The sequence below is a fragment of the Shewanella insulae genome (assembly GCF_009831655.1).
Taxonomy (GTDB): domain Bacteria; phylum Pseudomonadota; class Gammaproteobacteria; order Enterobacterales; family Shewanellaceae; genus Shewanella; species Shewanella insulae.
Genome location: NZ_WRPA01000030.1, coordinates 1 through 17,097, shown reverse-complemented (window position 1 = coordinate 17,097; position 17,097 = coordinate 1). Strand labels below are relative to the sequence as shown.

15 protein-coding genes are annotated in these 17,097 nt (G+C 55.0%); 12 read left to right on the top strand and 3 right to left on the bottom strand.

All coding sequences use genetic code 11. From position 1 onward, the window contains the following. Nucleotides 1–283: 283 nt before the first annotated feature. On the bottom strand, nucleotides 284–946 hold the full coding sequence (locus tag GNT65_RS20280; RefSeq protein ID WP_160798981.1) for a helix-turn-helix transcriptional regulator: 663 nt from the start codon (nucleotides 944–946) through the stop codon (nucleotides 284–286). Nucleotides 947–1,206: 260 nt separating this feature from the next. Further along, nucleotides 1,207–1,809 carry a DUF2238 domain-containing protein gene (locus tag GNT65_RS20275; protein ID WP_160798980.1) on the bottom strand — a complete coding sequence of 201 codons (603 nt, stop codon included), beginning with the start codon at nucleotides 1,807–1,809 and terminating at the stop codon, nucleotides 1,207–1,209. Nucleotides 1,810–2,241: 432 nt separating this feature from the next. On the opposite strand from GNT65_RS20275, the gene serA reads away from it, so the two are divergent. The 6 genes from serA (at nucleotide 2,242) to GNT65_RS20245 (ending at nucleotide 10,121) form a co-directional block, all read left to right on the top strand. After that, nucleotides 2,242–3,471, top strand: a complete 1,230-nt coding sequence (serA, locus tag GNT65_RS20270) for a phosphoglycerate dehydrogenase (protein WP_160798979.1) — start codon at nucleotides 2,242–2,244, stop codon at nucleotides 3,469–3,471. A 199-nt stretch (nucleotides 3,472–3,670) separates the two neighbouring features. Further along, on the top strand, nucleotides 3,671–4,147 hold the full coding sequence (locus tag GNT65_RS20265; RefSeq protein WP_160798978.1) for a DUF3592 domain-containing protein: 477 nt from the start codon (nucleotides 3,671–3,673) through the stop codon (nucleotides 4,145–4,147). Nucleotides 4,148–4,324: 177 nt separating this feature from the next. Beyond that, nucleotides 4,325–5,293, top strand: a complete 969-nt coding sequence (gene ygfZ / locus GNT65_RS20260) for a tRNA-modifying protein YgfZ (protein WP_160798977.1) — start codon at nucleotides 4,325–4,327, stop codon at nucleotides 5,291–5,293. 430 nt (nucleotides 5,294–5,723) lie between these two features. Next, nucleotides 5,724–6,389 carry an ABC transporter ATP-binding protein gene (locus tag GNT65_RS20255; protein WP_160798976.1) on the top strand — a complete coding sequence of 222 codons (666 nt, stop codon included), beginning with the start codon at nucleotides 5,724–5,726 and terminating at the stop codon, nucleotides 6,387–6,389. Beyond that, nucleotides 6,382–8,979, top strand: a complete 2,598-nt coding sequence (locus tag GNT65_RS20250) for an ABC transporter permease (protein WP_244952239.1) — start codon at nucleotides 6,382–6,384, stop codon at nucleotides 8,977–8,979. The genes GNT65_RS20255 and GNT65_RS20250 overlap by 8 nt, the downstream gene beginning before the upstream one ends. Further along, nucleotides 8,976–10,121 (top strand): lipocalin-like domain-containing protein, encoded by a 1,146-nt coding sequence (locus GNT65_RS20245; protein WP_244952238.1) that lies wholly within the window; start codon nucleotides 8,976–8,978, stop codon nucleotides 10,119–10,121. Before GNT65_RS20250 ends, GNT65_RS20245 begins: the two co-directional genes overlap by 4 nt. A gap of 47 nt (nucleotides 10,122–10,168) precedes the next feature. Here GNT65_RS20245 and GNT65_RS20240 read toward each other — a convergent pair whose 3' ends face one another. Then, nucleotides 10,169–10,336, bottom strand: coding sequence for a hypothetical protein (locus GNT65_RS20240; RefSeq protein ID WP_181006389.1), 168 nt, complete (start codon nucleotides 10,334–10,336; stop codon nucleotides 10,169–10,171). A 370-nt stretch (nucleotides 10,337–10,706) separates the two neighbouring features. Here GNT65_RS20240 and GNT65_RS20235 point away from each other — a divergent pair, with 370 nt between their 5' ends. The 6 genes from GNT65_RS20235 to GNT65_RS20210 all read left to right on the top strand — a co-directional run bounded on the left by GNT65_RS20235 (nucleotide 10,707) and on the right by GNT65_RS20210 (nucleotide 16,889). Further along, a complete protein-coding gene (locus GNT65_RS20235) occupies nucleotides 10,707–10,976 on the top strand; it encodes a chaperone NapD (RefSeq protein ID WP_160798975.1) in 270 nt (89 codons plus the stop codon). Continuing rightward, on the top strand, nucleotides 10,973–13,456 hold the full coding sequence (gene napA, locus GNT65_RS20230) for a nitrate reductase catalytic subunit NapA (protein ID WP_160798974.1): 2,484 nt from the start codon (nucleotides 10,973–10,975) through the stop codon (nucleotides 13,454–13,456). The genes GNT65_RS20235 and napA overlap by 4 nt, the downstream gene beginning before the upstream one ends. 58 nt (nucleotides 13,457–13,514) lie before the next feature. Further along, nucleotides 13,515–14,246, top strand: a complete 732-nt coding sequence (gene napG / locus GNT65_RS20225) for a ferredoxin-type protein NapG (RefSeq protein WP_160798973.1) — start codon at nucleotides 13,515–13,517, stop codon at nucleotides 14,244–14,246. 8 nt (nucleotides 14,247–14,254) lie between these two features. Further along, nucleotides 14,255–15,142, top strand: coding sequence for a quinol dehydrogenase ferredoxin subunit NapH (gene napH, locus GNT65_RS20220; protein ID WP_420853541.1), 888 nt, complete (start codon nucleotides 14,255–14,257; stop codon nucleotides 15,140–15,142). After that, the gene (locus GNT65_RS20215; protein WP_160798971.1) at nucleotides 15,139–15,561 is read left to right on the top strand and encodes a nitrate reductase cytochrome c-type subunit; all 423 of its coding nucleotides are present in this window, start codon (nucleotides 15,139–15,141) and stop codon (nucleotides 15,559–15,561) included. Before napH ends, GNT65_RS20215 begins: the two co-directional genes overlap by 4 nt. 989 nt (nucleotides 15,562–16,550) lie before the next feature. Then, nucleotides 16,551–16,889, top strand: a complete 339-nt coding sequence (locus GNT65_RS20210) for a hypothetical protein (protein ID WP_160798970.1) — start codon at nucleotides 16,551–16,553, stop codon at nucleotides 16,887–16,889. The last annotated feature ends 208 nt before the right edge of the window (nucleotides 16,890–17,097 follow it).

Genomic DNA, 17,097 nt, shown 5'->3' with positions numbered 1-17,097 from the left:
ACAATAGATAACTCTGAGTATTTAAACAGCCGACTTAATTTAGCACTAGTGTAAATACTCAGCGTTTTAACAAACCGTGGTTTTGTATTTGAGTCAAATAGACGTTTTTATCGACAGTGAGGCGAAATGTTGAAAGTGTGACAAGCCGCAACTTGGATGAGCAGGCAACTCATCCCAAATCAAACTTAACGTTCGGCTCCGTCTAAAATAGCGACTCGGAACATGCCCTAAAACCAAATAGGCCCAGCAAAAGCTGGGCCTATGCAATGAAGATGCTAAGAGTTTAACAAAACTCGAAATGACAGGCGTTTGCCTGGGACCAACGCAACAGCTCGACCCGATTACGTGACTGTGTCTTACGAAAGATAGAGGAAATATGGGCCTTAACCGTATGCTCGCTGATACAGAGGCGATCGGCGATCTCCTTGTTGCGGGCACCACTGGAGACCAGCTGTATGATGGTGCGCTCCCGACTGGTCAGCTTTTGCAACATGGCAACCATATCCTGAGTCAGCTCGACACCGCTATCCTGGCGACTGACAAGCTGACGGAACACCTTAGAGATCAAGGGCCTGTCATACCAAAGTTCATCGTTGACCATCTTACGCAGACCGGTGAGCGACAGATCCATACGCTGATCGGAAAACAGCAGGCCACGCACCCCAAGCAACAGGGCCGATTCAGGCTCCAGGCTACCACGCTCAACCTGATAGAGGGCGATGGGCACATGGGGTAATAGACGCGCGACGATCAAGGGCACGCCCTTGCTGTCCAGCGCCGCGCCCTTCTGGGCGATGAGGTAGAAACTATTACGATCCCGCTCCGGATCCAGATCGCCGACCTGGCGCGCGATACGTGTCTTTAAGCCTATCGATTCGGCCAGAACGGCCAGATGGCATGGTGTCGAATCCTGATGAAGAAAAACCAGTTCGTCAATTTTACTCATACGCTTCTCTCCCTGAAAAGCATCTCAACGCAGTCAACCATAGTGAGTAAGCTATCCCTGTTATTGATCTTTATAAACTTCACTCCCCCTAGTCATAGATAGCACTGAATTTATGTGGCCATGACTAGTAAAAAAGTATGTCGGCTATATTAACTAACTCCGGTGAGAATAGTTATCACTATTAGTTATATAAAGCTAATTAATCACATCATTAACATATAATAATGCTTCTGATGTGATAGGCAAGCTACAGATTATTATTACTTTTTCACTTTAAGCAGCAGTCTGTCGTGCCAGCGAGAAAGCAGTATCAGGCTGGCTAAGGCACCTATCAGAGCCATCCCCATATCAGACTGGGTATCCCACACATAACCCTGAGTCCCCAGGAATGCCTCGGCATCTTCCCCCGTGGCCAGTGCCACCCACCACTCGATCAACTCATAAAACGCCGACAGCGCCAGGGCGAAACAGCAGACCAGGAAATGACACCAGGCGCCTTTTTTCACCACCTCAAGACGCAGAAACACCTCACGCGCCAGCAGCGCAGGAATAAAGCCCTGGGCCAAATGGCCTACCTTGTCATAGTTGTTGCGCTCGCTGCCCATCCAGTCGGCTATGGTATCGAACAGCGGCACCTCGGCATAGGTATAGTGCCCCCCTACCATGAGTATGATGGCATGGATCAAGATAAGGCCGTAGGCCAGGGAGGTGAGCGGAAACTTTTTGCGAGTCAGAAACAGGATAGGCAGGGCGATCAGCGCGGGGGCTACCTCTAAAAACCAGGTAAAGCTATCTTTGGGTTCTATCCCTGACCAGATCAGCACGGCGAAAAAAATTGTGAGCCACAGGGCGCTTTTATTCAAAATAAGAACTCCTTAGATGATATTGTTTTAATATCAGAATAATAACTTTGGCCATCTAGCCCTCCACACTGACTAAAAAAGGTGCTATTTTGTGGAGGCATTGACAGGCAACAGATAAAAATCACCACAAGAACAGGGCTTGTAGACCTTTCTGGGCGCATTTTTACCAAGGTTTGGGGGCTTTGCGCCTAAAACGCTCGCTCTGTGTAGCCATTCTACACAAGTAAGCCACAAACGGCATAGCACCTCCACCGACCTTACCCGACTGGGCTCAGCGTCCTGCCATCCGTAGAAGTTCGTCGTCTCAGGCCTAGGCCAACACCAAGACGATGAGCATTCATTGGTTTCAGGCCACAGAGCGAAAGCCGAGTAAAATTTGTCCCCGAGAGCGATACTCACCTAGCAACAATTGAGCAAGAGGGTACCTAAATCATGGCGAAACATTCGCTGGACAAGGATAAGATCAAGATCCTGCTGTTGGAAGGCGTCCACCAATCTGCGGTAGATGTATTCAAGCGTGCAGGTTACAACAACATCGAATATCACAAGGCATCACTGGGGGAAGAGGAGCTGTTAGCCTCGATTAAAGATGCTCACTTCGTTGGCATCCGATCCCGTACCCAACTCACCAAGGCCGTGCTGGACAAGGCTGAAAAGCTGGTCAGCGTAGGTTGTTTCTGTATTGGGACCAACCAGGTCGATCTCGCCGCCGCCGAGAAACTGGGTATTCCGGTGTTCAACGCGCCGTTTTCCAATACCCGCTCCGTCGCCGAGCTGGTACTGGGTGAGATCATCATGCTGCTGCGTGGCATTCCACAGCGCAACGCCCTGGCCCATCGTGGAGGCTGGCTCAAAAGCGCCAATGGCAGCTTCGAGGCCCGCGGTAAGACCCTTGGGGTAATAGGCTATGGCCACATAGGTACTCAGTTGGGGATCCTGGCCGAGACCTTAGGCATGCGCGTCATCTTCTTCGATATCGAAGACAAGCTACCTCTGGGTAATGCGCAGCAGATCCACTCGCTTGAACAACTACTGTCGCTCGCCGACGTAGTGAGCCTGCATGTACCTGAGACGCCGCAGACCAAGAACATGATTGGCAGCACTGAACTGGCCGCCATGCGTCAGGGCAGCATACTGATCAATGCCTCTCGCGGCACTGTGGTGGATATTGACGCCCTGGCCGAGGCGATCCGCAGCGATCATATCGTCGGCGCCGCCATCGACGTCTTCCCGGTCGAACCTAAGTCGAACAACGACGAGTTTGTCAGCCCGCTGCGCGGCCTGGATAACGTCCTGCTCACGCCACACGTGGGCGGTAGCACCCAGGAAGCCCAGGAAAATATCGGTATCGAAGTCGCTGGCAAGCTGGCGAAATACTCAGACAACGGATCGACCATGACGGCCGTTAACTTCCCAGAGGTATCGCTGGCACAGCATAAAGACACCTCGCGTCTGCTGCATATTCACCATAACCGTCCAGGTATTCTGATCAAGATTAACCAGGCGTTTGCCGAGAAGGGAATCAACATCGCCTCTCAATACCTGCAAACCACCGCAGAGATTGGTTACGTGGTAATGGAAGTGAACTCAGATCAGGCCGATGAGGCGCTGGAAGAGATGAAGGCGATCGACGGTACCATCAGAACTCGTCTGCTGCACTAAGACTGCACTCTTCTTTGAGATAGAGAAGCATCACGATAATAAGGCATCACTCTGTGATGCCTTTTTCTTTTGCCAACTTTTCCTTTGCAGATGGATCACACCTAGACTCAGCGAGCCCTGGAAACTCCGTCTAAATAGGGTATGATTCGCCGGCTGACGGCTGTAAACAGCATAGGTAAGCGTAGGAATCGAGCAAGGCATGGATAAGAAAAACATTTTAGTCTCACTAATACTCACGGCGCTCATGCTGTTTGGGGCGGCGCTCACCATCCGCGGCGGACTCAATAGCTACCAGAGCCTGCTCAGCTACACTTGGTCTGAGGCTCAGGCTAAGGTATTGACTAATCATATCGGCCGCTTTCGTCCCAGCGGCGCCCGTCACGGCACCGACTTTTACCTGGCCGAAGTCAGCTATGAATATTCCTGGCGGGGGATAAAACACCATGGCGAGTTACTCTACCCAGATTACAGCGGCGATCGCACCCGAGAAGCTGCCGAGGAGCGCCTTGCGCCCTATGGCGTCGGTCAGCTGGTCCCTGTGTATGTCAACCCGGACGATCCGCGCCAGTCGCGGCTTATCAGGGGCGTTCAGCTCGACGAGCTCGGCGATATCCTCTTGGGCCTGGCAATCATCTTGTTTGGCCTGTGGAGCCTGAGAAGCTACTTGCGCCGCTAATCAGTCTGGCATACCAAACCAAAAGCGTTTAGGGATCATAATTTTAAAGATTCGCCTGCTTCATTTGAAAGATTCATCCCCGGGCCCCTTTAAATTTTTTCCTGCGCCCCTATATTGATGATAATGAGTCCCTACCGGGGACAAACCAAAATCTGCCCATTCGCCCAGGAACATGATATGACGCTTACCGTTTCTCAACCTCAGTGGCCCCTCAATGAGGCGCAACCCGATATCGTTTTCAGCCAACTCTCTCATCTCGGCCTTATCTCTGTCACAGGCGAGCAGGCAAGTAGCTTCATCCATGGTCAGGTGACCACAGATATCGCCTCTCTGGAAGCCGATCAGTGGCGCTGGGGCGCCCACTGCGATCCCAAAGGCAAGATGCTAGCCAGCTTCAGAACCTTCGCCCATCAAGATGCCCTGCTGCTGATGATGCCAAGAGAAACCCTGGCCCTCGACCTGCCGCAGCTACAGAAATATGCCGTGTTCAGCAAGGCGGAACTGGTAGATGCCAGCGACGACTGGTGTCTATTAGGCGTCAGCGGTGAGCAGGCCGCAGCTTGGATAACCCAGACCTTCGGCGAGATCTCAGCCGAGCTCACCGAGATCCCTGGCGGCGTGCTCCTACGAGACGGCGAGTGCTTTATCATAGCGGTCAAGAGCGATACACAGGAGGAGCTGCTGAGCAAGATAGACCAGCCCATCTATGATTTCAGCGCCTGGCAGGCGGTCGAGATCGCCGCCGGTCTGCCCAACGTCTATGCCCGTCATCAAAGCCAGTTTGTGCCGCAGATGTGTAACCTACAGGCGGTCGATGGCATCAGCTTCACCAAGGGCTGCTACATGGGCCAGGAAACCGTGGCCCGCATGAAGTATCGCGGCGGCAACAAGCGTGCCCTCTATATCGCCCAAGGCTCGGCCAATGTGACGATCGATGAAAGCAGTCAGCTCGAGATCAAGCTAGATGGTGAAGAGGGTTATCGCCGTGGCGGTACCATACTGGAAGCTGTGCAGCGTGATGGTCAGCTGCTACTGAGCGCCGTACTGCCGAACGATACGCCGTTGACGGCCCAGCTGAGAGTGGCGGGCGATGAGGCATCGACGCTCACACTGGTTCCGCTACCCTACTCGCTAGAAGAAGAGTAAACAGCCGCGCACTTAAAAGTGCTCTCCCCATAATAAGGCGCCTCTGGCGCCTTTTTTGATGCCCAAACCTGGCCGCGCACATTCGGTGCGGCTTGCCCTGAAGCAAACACAATCACACGACTAAAGCGATCCTTTCACTAACGTGCTACGTAACACACTAGAGAGGGGTTATTCTTGGGGGGCTAGATAATCCAGAGGATGACATCTCATTTATGCGAAAGGATTAACGGGCCGCCTCTTGGTCGTTAACCCCCCTGTTGGTAGCTGTCACTCATAGGCTGACGTCGCCCCCGGAAAGATGCACTGTGGTAGGCAGTTGCAATCTGCTATCGATAAGGTTATCAATGGGTTTAATGGGCAATGGGTTTAATGGAGAGCATGCCACGAGCCGCTATCTAGGTTCTGGGTATCAAATAGATAAGGACGGGCAATGACGAGTGTCGCGACCCTGAGTGAGATATCGAAAGGCTTTAACGACGGCGATAAGTTTCACCTGGTGCTGGACAGGCTAGATCTCAATATCGCCCTCGGCGAGACGGTTGCCCTCACGGGCCCGAGCGGTAGCGGCAAGAGCACCCTGCTCAATATCATCGCCGGATTCGAGCCCCCCAGCAGCGGCGCCCTCACCCTGTTAAGCCAAGTTACCCGAACCTGGGACGACTGCCGCTGGAGCAAGTTCAGGCACCAGCAGCTGGGTGTGGTGTTCCAGCAATTTAACCTGCTCACCCCGCTCAACGTCAAAGACAACATCGCCTTCCCCCTGCATCTCCAAGGAGACGACTGGACCCCTTGGTGCGATCACCTGGTCGACGCGCTCGGACTAAGGCCCCTGCTCAAGCGCCATGTGGAGGCCCTGTCCGGCGGTCAGCAGCAGAGGGTCGCCATCGCCCGTGCCTTGGCCCACAAGCCTGCACTGCTGCTGGCAGACGAGCCCACAGGCAACCTGGATCAGACCACCAGCCTTGAGGTGATGGAGTTGATATGTGCCCTGGCGGGCGAGCATGACACCAGCATCTTGATGGTAACCCACTCCATGGAATGCGCCGCCTTCATGCAGCGCCGCTGGCACCTGGATCTCGGACGGGTGCATGAGTAGCCGAGGCGCTAGCAGCATAACTAACAAGCGCGCTAACGCTGGAATCAATAGGCGGGCTGACAAGGGCGGGCAGGCGCTGCTGCACGCCACGAGACTCACCCTCAAGGTTTTTGTCGCCCACTACAGGAAGGCGCCACTACAGGCCGGGGCGATACTGATCGGCATAGTGCTGGCGGTCACCCTGCTGACCGGCGTCAGGGCCACCAACGAGAGCGCCATCGACAGCTATGGCCAGGCCAGTGAGCTGCTAAGCGCCCAGGCAAGCAACCTTGTCACCCCGCAGCCGGGCAAGCCTCTCTCTGAGTCCCTCTACTTCGATCTCAGGGCCCAGGGATTCCACCACAGCCTGGCGGTACTCCAAGGCACGGCACTGGATAGCACCCAGCATCGCTGGCAAGTCACCGGCAGCGATCTTATCGCCGCCCTATCCGCAATCGCGCCAAGTAGTAGCGAGCAGCAAACAGAAGAGCAGGCAAACGAGTTTGCAGATAGCAAGATGCCCCTTAGCGGCCCCCTGCCACTGGCGGCCATGTTGGCGGGGGAGCCAATGTTGGTCATGAGTGAGGCCCAGGCGAGGCGACTGCCCGAGCCCTGGCTTAACCTCAATGGGGTGCGTATCAAGGTAGTGGCGGTCGATGAGGGTTACAAATTAGGCGATCGCCTGTTGATGGATATCTCCCTCGCCCAGCAGCTACTGGGCAAGCCAGGCGAGCTCAGCTATATCGCCCTGTTTGACCCGCCCGGCGAGCGCCAGCCGCAGCTTACCTCACTTATCAAGGGTCGAGGCGAGCTGGTGGAGAGCGATAATGGCGAGGCGATGAAGGCCCTCACCAACAGCTTTCACCTCAACCTCACCGCCATGAGCCTGCTGGCCTTCATCGTCGGCCTGTTTATCGCCTATAACGGTGTGCGTTATAGCCTGCTCAAGCGTAAACGGCTGATCATTCAGCTGCAGCAGCAGGGTGTGCGCCGCGCCGCCATCATGATAGCCCTGGGCCTGGAGCTCATCCTGCTGGTGCTGCTGGGCTCACTCATCGGCTTTATCCTGGGGCTACAGCTGAGCTTCTGGCTGCAGCCCATGGTGTCTGTCACCCTAGAGCAGCTCTATGGTGCCAACATACTCCCGGGCCAGTGGCGCTGGCAGTGGCTGGTCCAGGCTAGTCTGCTGACCCTGATCGCCGCCCTGCTGGCCTGTGGTTCCCTCTTAAGAGAGCTCCTCAATCAGCCCCTCGCCCAGAGCAGCGGTCAACTCAGTCAGCAGCGCAGCAGCCAGCTGGCGCAAAACCGCCTCATGCTGCTGGCCTGCGTGCTGGGCGTAATAACCCTAATTCTGATGCCACTGAGCCAGGACTACCGACTTACCATGGCGCTGCTGGGTCTGGTGGTGATCGCCATTCCTTTGGCCCTGCCCTACCAACTCAGGCGCCTCATCGCCCTGCTACAGAAAATTAGCCCCAAGGGGCTTATCGGCTATCAGATCAGCGAGACCCGGGAGCTGCTGGCGCCGCTGTCGCTGGCCATGATGGCCATGCTGCTGGCGCTCACCGCCAATATCGCCATGAACAGCCTGGTAGGTAGCTTCGAGATCACCCTCAAGCAGTGGCTGGATGCCAGGCTCCATGCTCAGCTCTACCTGCGTCCCCCCGCCAGTCAGATGGCTGAGGTAGAGAAGATGCTCAGCCAGGCGCCCGAGGTGACCGGCCTGTATAAGCAGTGGCTACTCAAGAGTCATTACCAACAGACGCCCATCTTCCTGCTGACCCGGGATCCTTACTCTATTGAGCACACCAGCATCATCAAGCAGGCAAGGCCGGATCTGTGGCGAGCTTTTTTCGCAGCCGATGCTGATACGCCGCCACTTGCCCTCGTCAGCGAGCCCTTCGCCATCAAGCAGGGCAAGCAGCTGGGGGATAAGATACAGATAACGGCCCTGGGCGAGACTGAGCTCACCATAGGCGCCATCTATTATGATTACGGCAATCCCTACGGCGAGGTGATCATCCCGCCATCCCTGTGGCACAGGGCAAACCTCGGCGAGACTCCCTTAAGCCTGGCCCTCACCCTGAACACAGATGTGACTCAGTTTAGCCAGCAGATCCAGACTCGCTTTGAACTGCCTCAGGCGCTGATCTACAGCCAGGAGAAGATCAAGGCCCAGGCGATCACCATGTTCAAACGCACCTTCTCCATCACCCAGGTGCTTAACAGCCTGACCCTGATGGTGGCCGCCATCGGCCTGTTCAGCGCCTGCTACATGCTAACCCAGGCGCGGCTGGCGCCCATCGCGCGACTCTACGCCCTCGGGGTCAATCGCCGTCAGCTGGTGTGGCTGGTGATCGGCCAGATGCTGCTCATGGTATTGCTCACCTGTCTGGTGGCCCTGCCTACGGGCGCCCTGCTGGGCTATCTGCTGATCCATAAGGTGACCCTGCAGGCCTTCGGCTGGACCATCGCCATGGTGTGGGACTGGCTCGCCTACCTCGAGCTGGTGGGGCTGGCGCTGCTGGCCAGTACGCTGGCGGTCGCCTTCCCCCTGTACCAACAAACCAAGCGCCCCTTGGTGTCGAGCCTGCAACGGGAGGTCATATGACGCGCTGGCAGCCCCTTGGACTCATCGCCCTAATGCTAGCAAGCCTGGTGCTACCTGGCCTGATGCTGCAGGGCTGCGATGCGCCCAAACAACAATCGAAAGGCATGGGGGACCTCATGGGCTCTGATGCTGGCTATGGTTCTGACTCAGATGCCTATGCCAAGGTGATCCCAGGACAGAAGCTCAACTTTCCTCAGGATCACCTGGCCCACAACGACTTCAGACAGGAATGGTGGTATCTCACCGCCAACCTCACTACAGACACGGGCGAGCCACTGGGGCTGCAGTGGACTCAGTTTCGCATCGCACTGTCGCCTAGTTCACCTGAGTCGCCGACATCAAACTCATCCTGGGCGACCAATCAGCTCTACATGGCCCACAGCGCGCTAACCACAAGTAATACCCATAAGGCAAATGAGCGTTGGTCTCGCGGCCATCCAAAACTGGCGGGCACTACAGCCTCACCGCTCACCATAGCCCTTGATGACTGGCGCTGGCAGAGCGAGGGGGAAGATCTGTTTCCGGCGACACTTGCGGTTAACAACGAGGACTTTAGCTATCAGTTAACACTGACTAGCGACGCACCGCTGCAACGACAGGGAGATGAGGGTTACAGCATCAAGAGCGCAGATGGCGCGGTGGCCTCCTACTACTACAGCCAGCCCTTCATCGAGATCACGGGCACAGTCACCCTTGATGGAAAGCGTCAAAGGGTCAAGGGCCAGGGCTGGCTGGACAGGGAGTGGAGCTCGCAGTTTCTCACCCGTCAGCAGCAAGGCTGGGACTGGTTCGCCCTGCGACTGGACGATGCCTCTACCCTGATGCTGTTTCAGCTCAGATCACAGCCGCTCAGTTCCCAAGAAAAGCCCTTTTTCAGTGCGCGGCGCATGTTCGCCGACGGCAGCGGCCGCAACATAGCGAGCAGCGGCATCACGATGAAAGTGACCGACTGGCAGAAGATAGACGGGGCCAGCTACCCCATCGCCTGGCAGATAACCATCCCCAGCGAGCAGTTGAACCTCAGCGTCTCGCCCCTCAATCCAGATAGCCTAATGCCCCTGAGCGTACGCTACTGGGAGGGCCCCATACAGGTGAGCGGCTCCCATCTAGGCCAAGGCTATATGGAGCTGACCGGTTACTAGTTGGTGCAGAGCTAGGCTAGCCACCAGCGCTTAGATAACAGGTAGACTCATATACCTAAGATGATATAGCCGCAATCGCTGTGCAGTAGCAAGCATTCATCCTCCCCCACGGTGAGATAGGTCAGGGGAAACAGCAGCACCAAGGAGCAATGAAACTGACGAATAAACAGATCCCATACAGGGATCTCCCGCGCGTTTTCCAGTGTCACATTCATCTCTACCCTCGGCAAAATCAGAATCACTAAATTAGCGTAACCCCAAATAAAACTGGGCCTTTCGCCATAGGGACTGATATCTCCTTCACTCCTCATCGGGTTATCCCCCCAGAGACACCATTGCGTAAATTAACGACTGTTAAGGAGCTTTAAAACTTAAGTTGTCCAGTCCCAAAAACTGTTTAAATTTCGAACTGAGAGGCAGGTCACACGAAAAACTTTGATCTCGATCGATAAAAGCATCAGTTACCCCTCAAGAGGTATACCCCTATCGAAAGCAAGGATTAGACTGAATCCTATCCTAATGCGGCCAACATCCTAAATATCGCCAATATCCCGGGAAGTGAAGCCGCCACAGAAGGGTTAACCCATGACACAGGAATATCATGTGACCAGCCTGGTGGTGCACGCCGCCCCAGGCCAGGTCGCTAACGTTACAGAGGATATCAACGCCCTTGCAGGCGCCGATATTCACGCCGTCACCGACGAGGGTAAGTTCATCATTACCCTGGAGGGGGCCACCCAAAGTGCGATCCTCGATAACGTCGAAGCCATCAACGCCCTTAGCGGGGTGTTATCAAGCAGTCTTGTCTATCACCAAGTTGAACCATTAGAAGAAAAGAGTGAGGAAACACCATGAGCATTAGCCGTCGCGAGTTTCTAAAAGCCAACGCCGCAGTTGCCGCTGCGACCACGGTTGGCGTCACTCTGCCAGTGAAAGTTGTGGAAGCCGCTGAGCAGAATGACAACATCAAGTGGGATAAGGCCCCCTGCCGTTTCTGCGGCGTGGGCTGTAGCGTATTGGTCGGCACCAATAACGGCAAAGTCGTTGCCACCAAGGGCGATCCAGAAAGTCCCGTCAACAAGGGCCTTAACTGTATTAAGGGCTACTTCCTGTCGAAGATCATGTACGGTAAAGATCGTCTTACCACGCCACTGCTGCGCATGAAGAACGGCCAGTATGACAAAGAGGGTGAGTTTACCCCGGTCAGCTGGGACATGGCCTTCGACACCATGGCCGAGAAGTGGAAAAACACCCTCAAGACCAAGGGCCCAACCGCAGTCGGTATGTTCGGTTCAGGCCAGTGGACGGTATGGGAAGGCTACGCCGCCGCTAAGCTACATAAGGCAGGTTTCCTCACCAACAACATAGATCCAAACGCCCGTCACTGTATGGCCTCTGCCGTGGGTGGCTTCATGCGTACCTTCGGTATCGACGAACCTATGGGCTGCTACGACGACCTGGAAGCCGCCGATCAGTTTGTGCTCTGGGGCGCCAACATGGCCGAGATGCACCCAATTCTGTGGGCACGCCTGTCAGACAGTCGTCTGAGCAAGCCAGACAGCCGCGTACATGTGCTGTCTACCTTCGAGAACCGCAGCTTCGACCTGGCCGACAACCCTATGGTGTTCCGCCCTCAGTCGGATCTTGCCATCCTCAACTTCATCGCCAACTACATCATCCAGAATGGCGCGGTAAACAAGGAGTTCGTCAGCAAGCATACTAAGTTTGCCCTGGGCACCACAGATATCGGCTATGGTCTGCGTCCAGATCATCCGCTGGAGAAGAAGGCCAAGAACCCGGGCAATGGCAAGTCTACCGCCATCAGCTTCGACGAGTATGCCAAGTTCGTCAGCACCTACACCCTGGAATATGCCGCCAAGATGAGTGGCGTCGAGCCTGAAAAACTCGAGACCCTGGCCAAGGCCTACGCCGATCCTAAGGTGAAGATCATGAGCCTGTGGACCATGGGCATCAACCAGCACGTGCGCGGTGTGTGGGCCAACAACATGCTCTACAACATCCACCTGCTGACCGGCAAGATAGCCACCCCAGGTAACAGCCCATTCTCGCTGACGGGTCAACCTTCGGCCTGTGGTACTGCACGTGAAGTGGGTACCTTCGCCCACCGTCTGCCTGCGGACATGGTCGTGAAGAATCCTAAGCACAGAGCGGTTGCCGAGAAGCTGTGGCAGCTGCCAGAGGGCACGATTCCGCCTAAGCCAGGCTTCCACGCAGTGCTGCAGAGCCGCATGCTCAAAGATGGCAAGCTCAACTGTTACTGGACCATGTGTACCAACAACATGCAGGCCGGCCCTAACATCAACGACGAGATCTACCCAGGTTTCCGTAACCCAGACAACTTCATCGTGGTCTCGGATCCTTACCCAACGGTTACCGCCATGGCCGCCGACCTTATCCTGCCGACCGCCATGTGGGTCGAGAAGGAAGGTGCCTATGGTAACGCCGAGCGCCGTACCCATATGTGGCACCAGCAGGTGAAGGCACCAGAAGGCGCCAAGTCAGATCTCTGGCAGCTGGTGGAGTTCTCTAAGCGCTTCAAGGTGTCAGAAGTCTGGCCCGCCGAGCTGGTGGCCAAGAAGCCTGAATACGCCGACAAGACGCTCTTTGATGTGCTGTTTGCCAACGGGGTGATCAACAAGTTCCCCACCTCAGACTGCAAGGGCGACCTGAACGATGAGTCAGAAGCCTTCGGCTTCTACCTGCAGAAAGGTATCTTCGAAGAGTACGCCCAGTTCGGTCGCGGCCATGCCCACGACTTAGCCGACTTCGACACCTACCACGAGACCCGCGGCCTACGCTGGCCTGTGGTCGAAGGCAAGGAGACGCTGCGCCGCTTCGTCGAAGGTAGTGACCCCTATGTCAAAGCCGGCGAAGGCTATAATTTCTATGGTAAGCCAGACGGTAAGGCGGTGATCTTCGCCCTGCCTTACGAGCCTGCCGCCGAAGAGCCTAACGCAGAATACGATCTCTGGATGTCGACGGGCCGCGTGCTCGAGCATTGGCATACAGGGTCTATGACCGCCCGCGTACCCGAGCTGTACCGCGCCTACCCAGATGCACAGATCTTCATGCATCCGGACGACGCCAAGGCCCGTGGTCTTAAGCGTGGTGATGAAGTGGTCGTGGCCTCGCCTCGCGGTGAAATCAAGACACGTGTTGAAACCAAAGGCCGGAACAAACCGCCACGAGGCGTGGTATTTATGCCATTCTTCGACGCGCGCCAACTGGTCAACAAGTTGTTACTGGACGCCACGGATCCCCTCTCGAAAGAGACGGATTTCAAGAAGTGTCCGGTAAAAGTGATGAAAGCCTAAAGCGGTTCATCGAACCCTTTAATCGCTTGAGTCAAACATCAGATATGAAGAGCTAGATATGAGCCAGGTCAATCGCAATAGCAAAGCCAAGGGGGTCAACCGCCGCCAGTTCTTAGCCACTACGGCTAAGGCAGGCTGTGCCATGGGCCTCTTGGGATTGGGCGTCAGTGGGGTTGCCAAGCAATCCTCACACCTTGATCCTATGGCGATTCGACCGCCTGGCGCGTTAGATGAGCAAGATTTCTTGTCGGCCTGTGTGCGCTGTGGACTCTGCGTGCAGGCCTGCCCCTACGACACCCTGAAACTGGCACGCTGGTTTGAGGGGGCACCGACGGGCACGCCCTATTTCACGGCGCGCACTGTGCCCTGTGAGATGTGCGAGGATATCCCCTGTGTGAAGGCCTGCCCCTCTGGGTCGCTGGATCACGCCTTGACCAATATCGACGAGGCCAAGATGGGGATAGCGGTACTGATCGACGAGAAAAACTGCCTCAACTTCAAGGGCCTGCGCTGTGACGTCTGTTACCGCGTCTGCCCCTTGATCGACAACGCCATCACGCTCGAACGGCAGCACAACCAACGCAGCGACCACCACGCCATGTTCCTGCCCACGGTCAACAGCGACACCTGTACCGGCTGTGGCAAGTGTGAACATGCCTGCGTGTTGGAAGAGGCGGCTATCAAGGTTTTGCCTGCCCATATCGCGCTCGGAAAGACGGCAACACACGATACCTATATCAACACCGAAGAGACCACGCTTGAGATGTTAAACAAGGGGCTCACACTATGACAAACGGCATGAGTAATACGAAGATGAAGACGCCAGGTGCGGATCAGACACGTTTCGCTCAGGCGGCGATAGACGAACTGGGCTGGTGGCGCGCCCACAAGTTCCTGTTCCTGCGCCGTGCCAGCCAGCTGTGTGTGCTACTCACCTTTGCCATAGGTCCCTGGATGGGACTCTGGGTACTCAAAGGCAATCTCTCTTCCAGCGAGCTACTGGGCACTATCCCGCTGTCGGATCCCCTTGTAACCTTGCAAGTGCTGATGACAGGACACCTACCCGAGACAGCGCTGCTTGTCGGCGCCCTGCTTATCGCCCTCTTCTACCTGCTTGCGGGTGGACGGGTGTTCTGCAGCTGGGTCTGCCCGGTTAACCTGGTTACCGACAGTGCGAGCTGGCTAAGGCGCAAGCTGCGTCTGCCCCGCACCGCCGAGATGCCCAGGAACCTGCGCTACTACCTGCTGGCCCTGGTGCTGTTACTGCCACTGGTCACAGGGATCACTGTGTGGGAGTGGGTCAACCCAGTGCCTGTCCTCTATCGCGCCCTGCTGTTTGGCGCCGGTAGCGGCCTGTGGATACTGGCGATGATCTTCTTGCTGGATCTCTTCATCAGTGAACGGGCCTGGTGTGGCCATCTGTGCCCCACAGGCGCCCTGTTTGCCCTGCTGGGCAAGGCGAGCCCGGTCAAGGTATCTGCGGTCAATGCCAGTGCATGCGACAACTGCATGGATTGCTTCGAGGTCTGCCCCGAGCGGCAGGTGTTGAAGCCCGCCCTCAAGGGCGACAACCCCATGATAGTCGACAGCGATTGCACCCAGTGCGGCCGATGTATCGATGTTTGCGCCCAACGCGTTTTCCAGTATCAAAATCGAATTGCCCTAAAGGCGGAGAACAACCAATGAAAAAAGTACTCACTTTAGTCGCGCTGATGGCGCTAGGTGCCTGTTCTGGTCAGCAAAGCAAACCTGCGGCCGAACCCGTGAACGTCAGTTCACTCGGAAAAGGCGAGATCACCGCGGTCCGCGCGGCCGACGAGATGCCGACCTATCCTAGAAAAGGTCAGGCTATCGAGCGTGGCTTCGTCCACCAGCCACCGTTGATCCCCCACAAGGCGGACTATAAGATCAGCATCAAGAAGAATGGCTGCATGACCTGTCACAGCCCTAAGAAAGCCAAGCGCATGAAGGCGACCGAGATCCACTCGTCGCACATTTTGGCGGACAACAAGCTCAACTATGAGTATTTCAACTGTACTCAGTGTCACGTGCCACAGGCGGAAAACAAGCAGAAGTTGGTTGAGAATAGCTTCTCGAATCAATAAGGCTTAACTTCCTAAGACTTAGCTCCTTAGGGGTCGCTGAGATGAACTGAAAACCACCCAACAATGGGTGGTTTTTTATTGCCTGACGGCAATAGGGGCACGATTATTTACGGTAGGCGGGATTGTGACTTACTTGGTCAGTTTTAGTTCATACCCTCATGGCAATCTATCGCCTGCCCGGCGGGTGCAGTACATGGAAGTACCAATGTCGTGATCACAGGGATGTGAAAGAACGACGTATGTGCAGATACGCCTGTGACACGCTGTGCGCCATCTGACCTCCAAGGATGGAGGAAATGCCAGAATATGTAGGGAACATATTTGGCCCTGGCCGCTCTACGAAATCATCTGACCTACATGGATGTAGCGAATGCCAAAAAATGTAGGGAACATTTTTGGCCCTGCCATCGACGTCCGCAGATGCATCTACACTCGGTATCTAACGTCTCTTCGATTTAGCGTCATTGGGTGCCGATTGGTGAGAAACATTTGGCCACATTTGTATTTACAGGAGACTTGAAGGTCGCACCTTCATGGCAATCTATCACCTGCGGTGGGCTTATGTGCAGATACGCCTGTGACACGCTGTGCGCCATCCCTGGCCGCTCTGCGGTTTCATCCCTGAAACCGAAGGTCACCGGCGTATCTACACCGAGTATCTAACGTCTCTTCGATTTAACCTCAATGGGTAAGCATTGGGACAAGTGATTATTTTTAAGAAAAAAGCGCACAAAAATGTGACAGAACTTGTTGATTGCTACTTGACCAATAGCTTAATGTGTAACCAATCAAGGACAGAGCTAGGCCAAATCGAATCAAACATCGACCACGCCATTCAGGGAATGAAAAAGCCAATCTCCACACGCCAATCAACTCCCTCAAAAAGTTAACTCTGCTCCCAGTTATTTACATGCTTGGTCTCCTACCTTACAAGGTAGCGAACCTTGCAAGGTCTCTCTAATAAATGGTTATACAAAAATAGGAATGCCATGAATCTGCGATATTTGATAGGTCTCTGTCTTTTCCTTGTTGGTTGTGACGGCGATGGCATCAAAGATAAGGACCCCGATGAAAGAATGGTTCGGGAAGCAATGTGTGCTGTAGCGTCAGAACGATTTCAGCTATACGACGAGGCAAAACGTCACCGGGCACACGGAATTGAGGCAGGACGAATCCGCTTTAATAGAGACGGGACGCCGAACGATTTCACTGAGCAAATTCACAAAGTCAGGCCCATGATGAATAACTTATCTAAAGATTACAACGCCGAGTACTTAAAGACTCGATGTGATAAAAAAATTACGGTAGGTGAATTCAACAGTGCATAACAAGGCGCTCAAACATCGGCCACTACGTGGCCTAGACCTCCGTTACGGCGCTTTGCGACTTCTCTGCGGCCGTTTAGTGCGGCGCTGAGGAATCCCCTGATAACTTTGATATAAATCATGAGATTAGAGTGAACTTGCACCTTGGAATGTGATCTGATTAAGCGCAAACAAAAACCAATCACGGACTTCCAAGGTGCAAGCGTTAACT

Coding starts and splice junctions, on each gene's coding strand:
- GNT65_RS20280 (WP_160798981.1), bottom strand. CDS start 946: ATGAGTAAAATTGACGAACTGGTTTTTCTTCATCAGGATTCGACACCA.
- serA (WP_160798979.1), top strand. CDS start 2,242: ATGGCGAAACATTCGCTGGACAAGGATAAGATCAAGATCCTGCTGTTG.
- GNT65_RS20265 (WP_160798978.1), top strand. CDS start 3,671: ATGGATAAGAAAAACATTTTAGTCTCACTAATACTCACGGCGCTCATG.
- ygfZ (WP_160798977.1), top strand. CDS start 4,325: ATGACGCTTACCGTTTCTCAACCTCAGTGGCCCCTCAATGAGGCGCAA.
- GNT65_RS20255 (WP_160798976.1), top strand. CDS start 5,724: ATGACGAGTGTCGCGACCCTGAGTGAGATATCGAAAGGCTTTAACGAC.
- GNT65_RS20250 (WP_244952239.1), top strand. CDS start 6,382: ATGAGTAGCCGAGGCGCTAGCAGCATAACTAACAAGCGCGCTAACGCT.
- GNT65_RS20245 (WP_244952238.1), top strand. CDS start 8,976: ATGACGCGCTGGCAGCCCCTTGGACTCATCGCCCTAATGCTAGCAAGC.
- GNT65_RS20240 (WP_181006389.1), bottom strand. CDS start 10,336: ATGAATGTGACACTGGAAAACGCGCGGGAGATCCCTGTATGGGATCTG.
- GNT65_RS20235 (WP_160798975.1), top strand. CDS start 10,707: ATGACACAGGAATATCATGTGACCAGCCTGGTGGTGCACGCCGCCCCA.
- napA (WP_160798974.1), top strand. CDS start 10,973: ATGAGCATTAGCCGTCGCGAGTTTCTAAAAGCCAACGCCGCAGTTGCC.
- napG (WP_160798973.1), top strand. CDS start 13,515: ATGAGCCAGGTCAATCGCAATAGCAAAGCCAAGGGGGTCAACCGCCGC.
- napH (WP_420853541.1), top strand. CDS start 14,255: ATGAGTAATACGAAGATGAAGACGCCAGGTGCGGATCAGACACGTTTC.
- GNT65_RS20215 (WP_160798971.1), top strand. CDS start 15,139: ATGAAAAAAGTACTCACTTTAGTCGCGCTGATGGCGCTAGGTGCCTGT.
- GNT65_RS20210 (WP_160798970.1), top strand. CDS start 16,551: ATGAATCTGCGATATTTGATAGGTCTCTGTCTTTTCCTTGTTGGTTGT.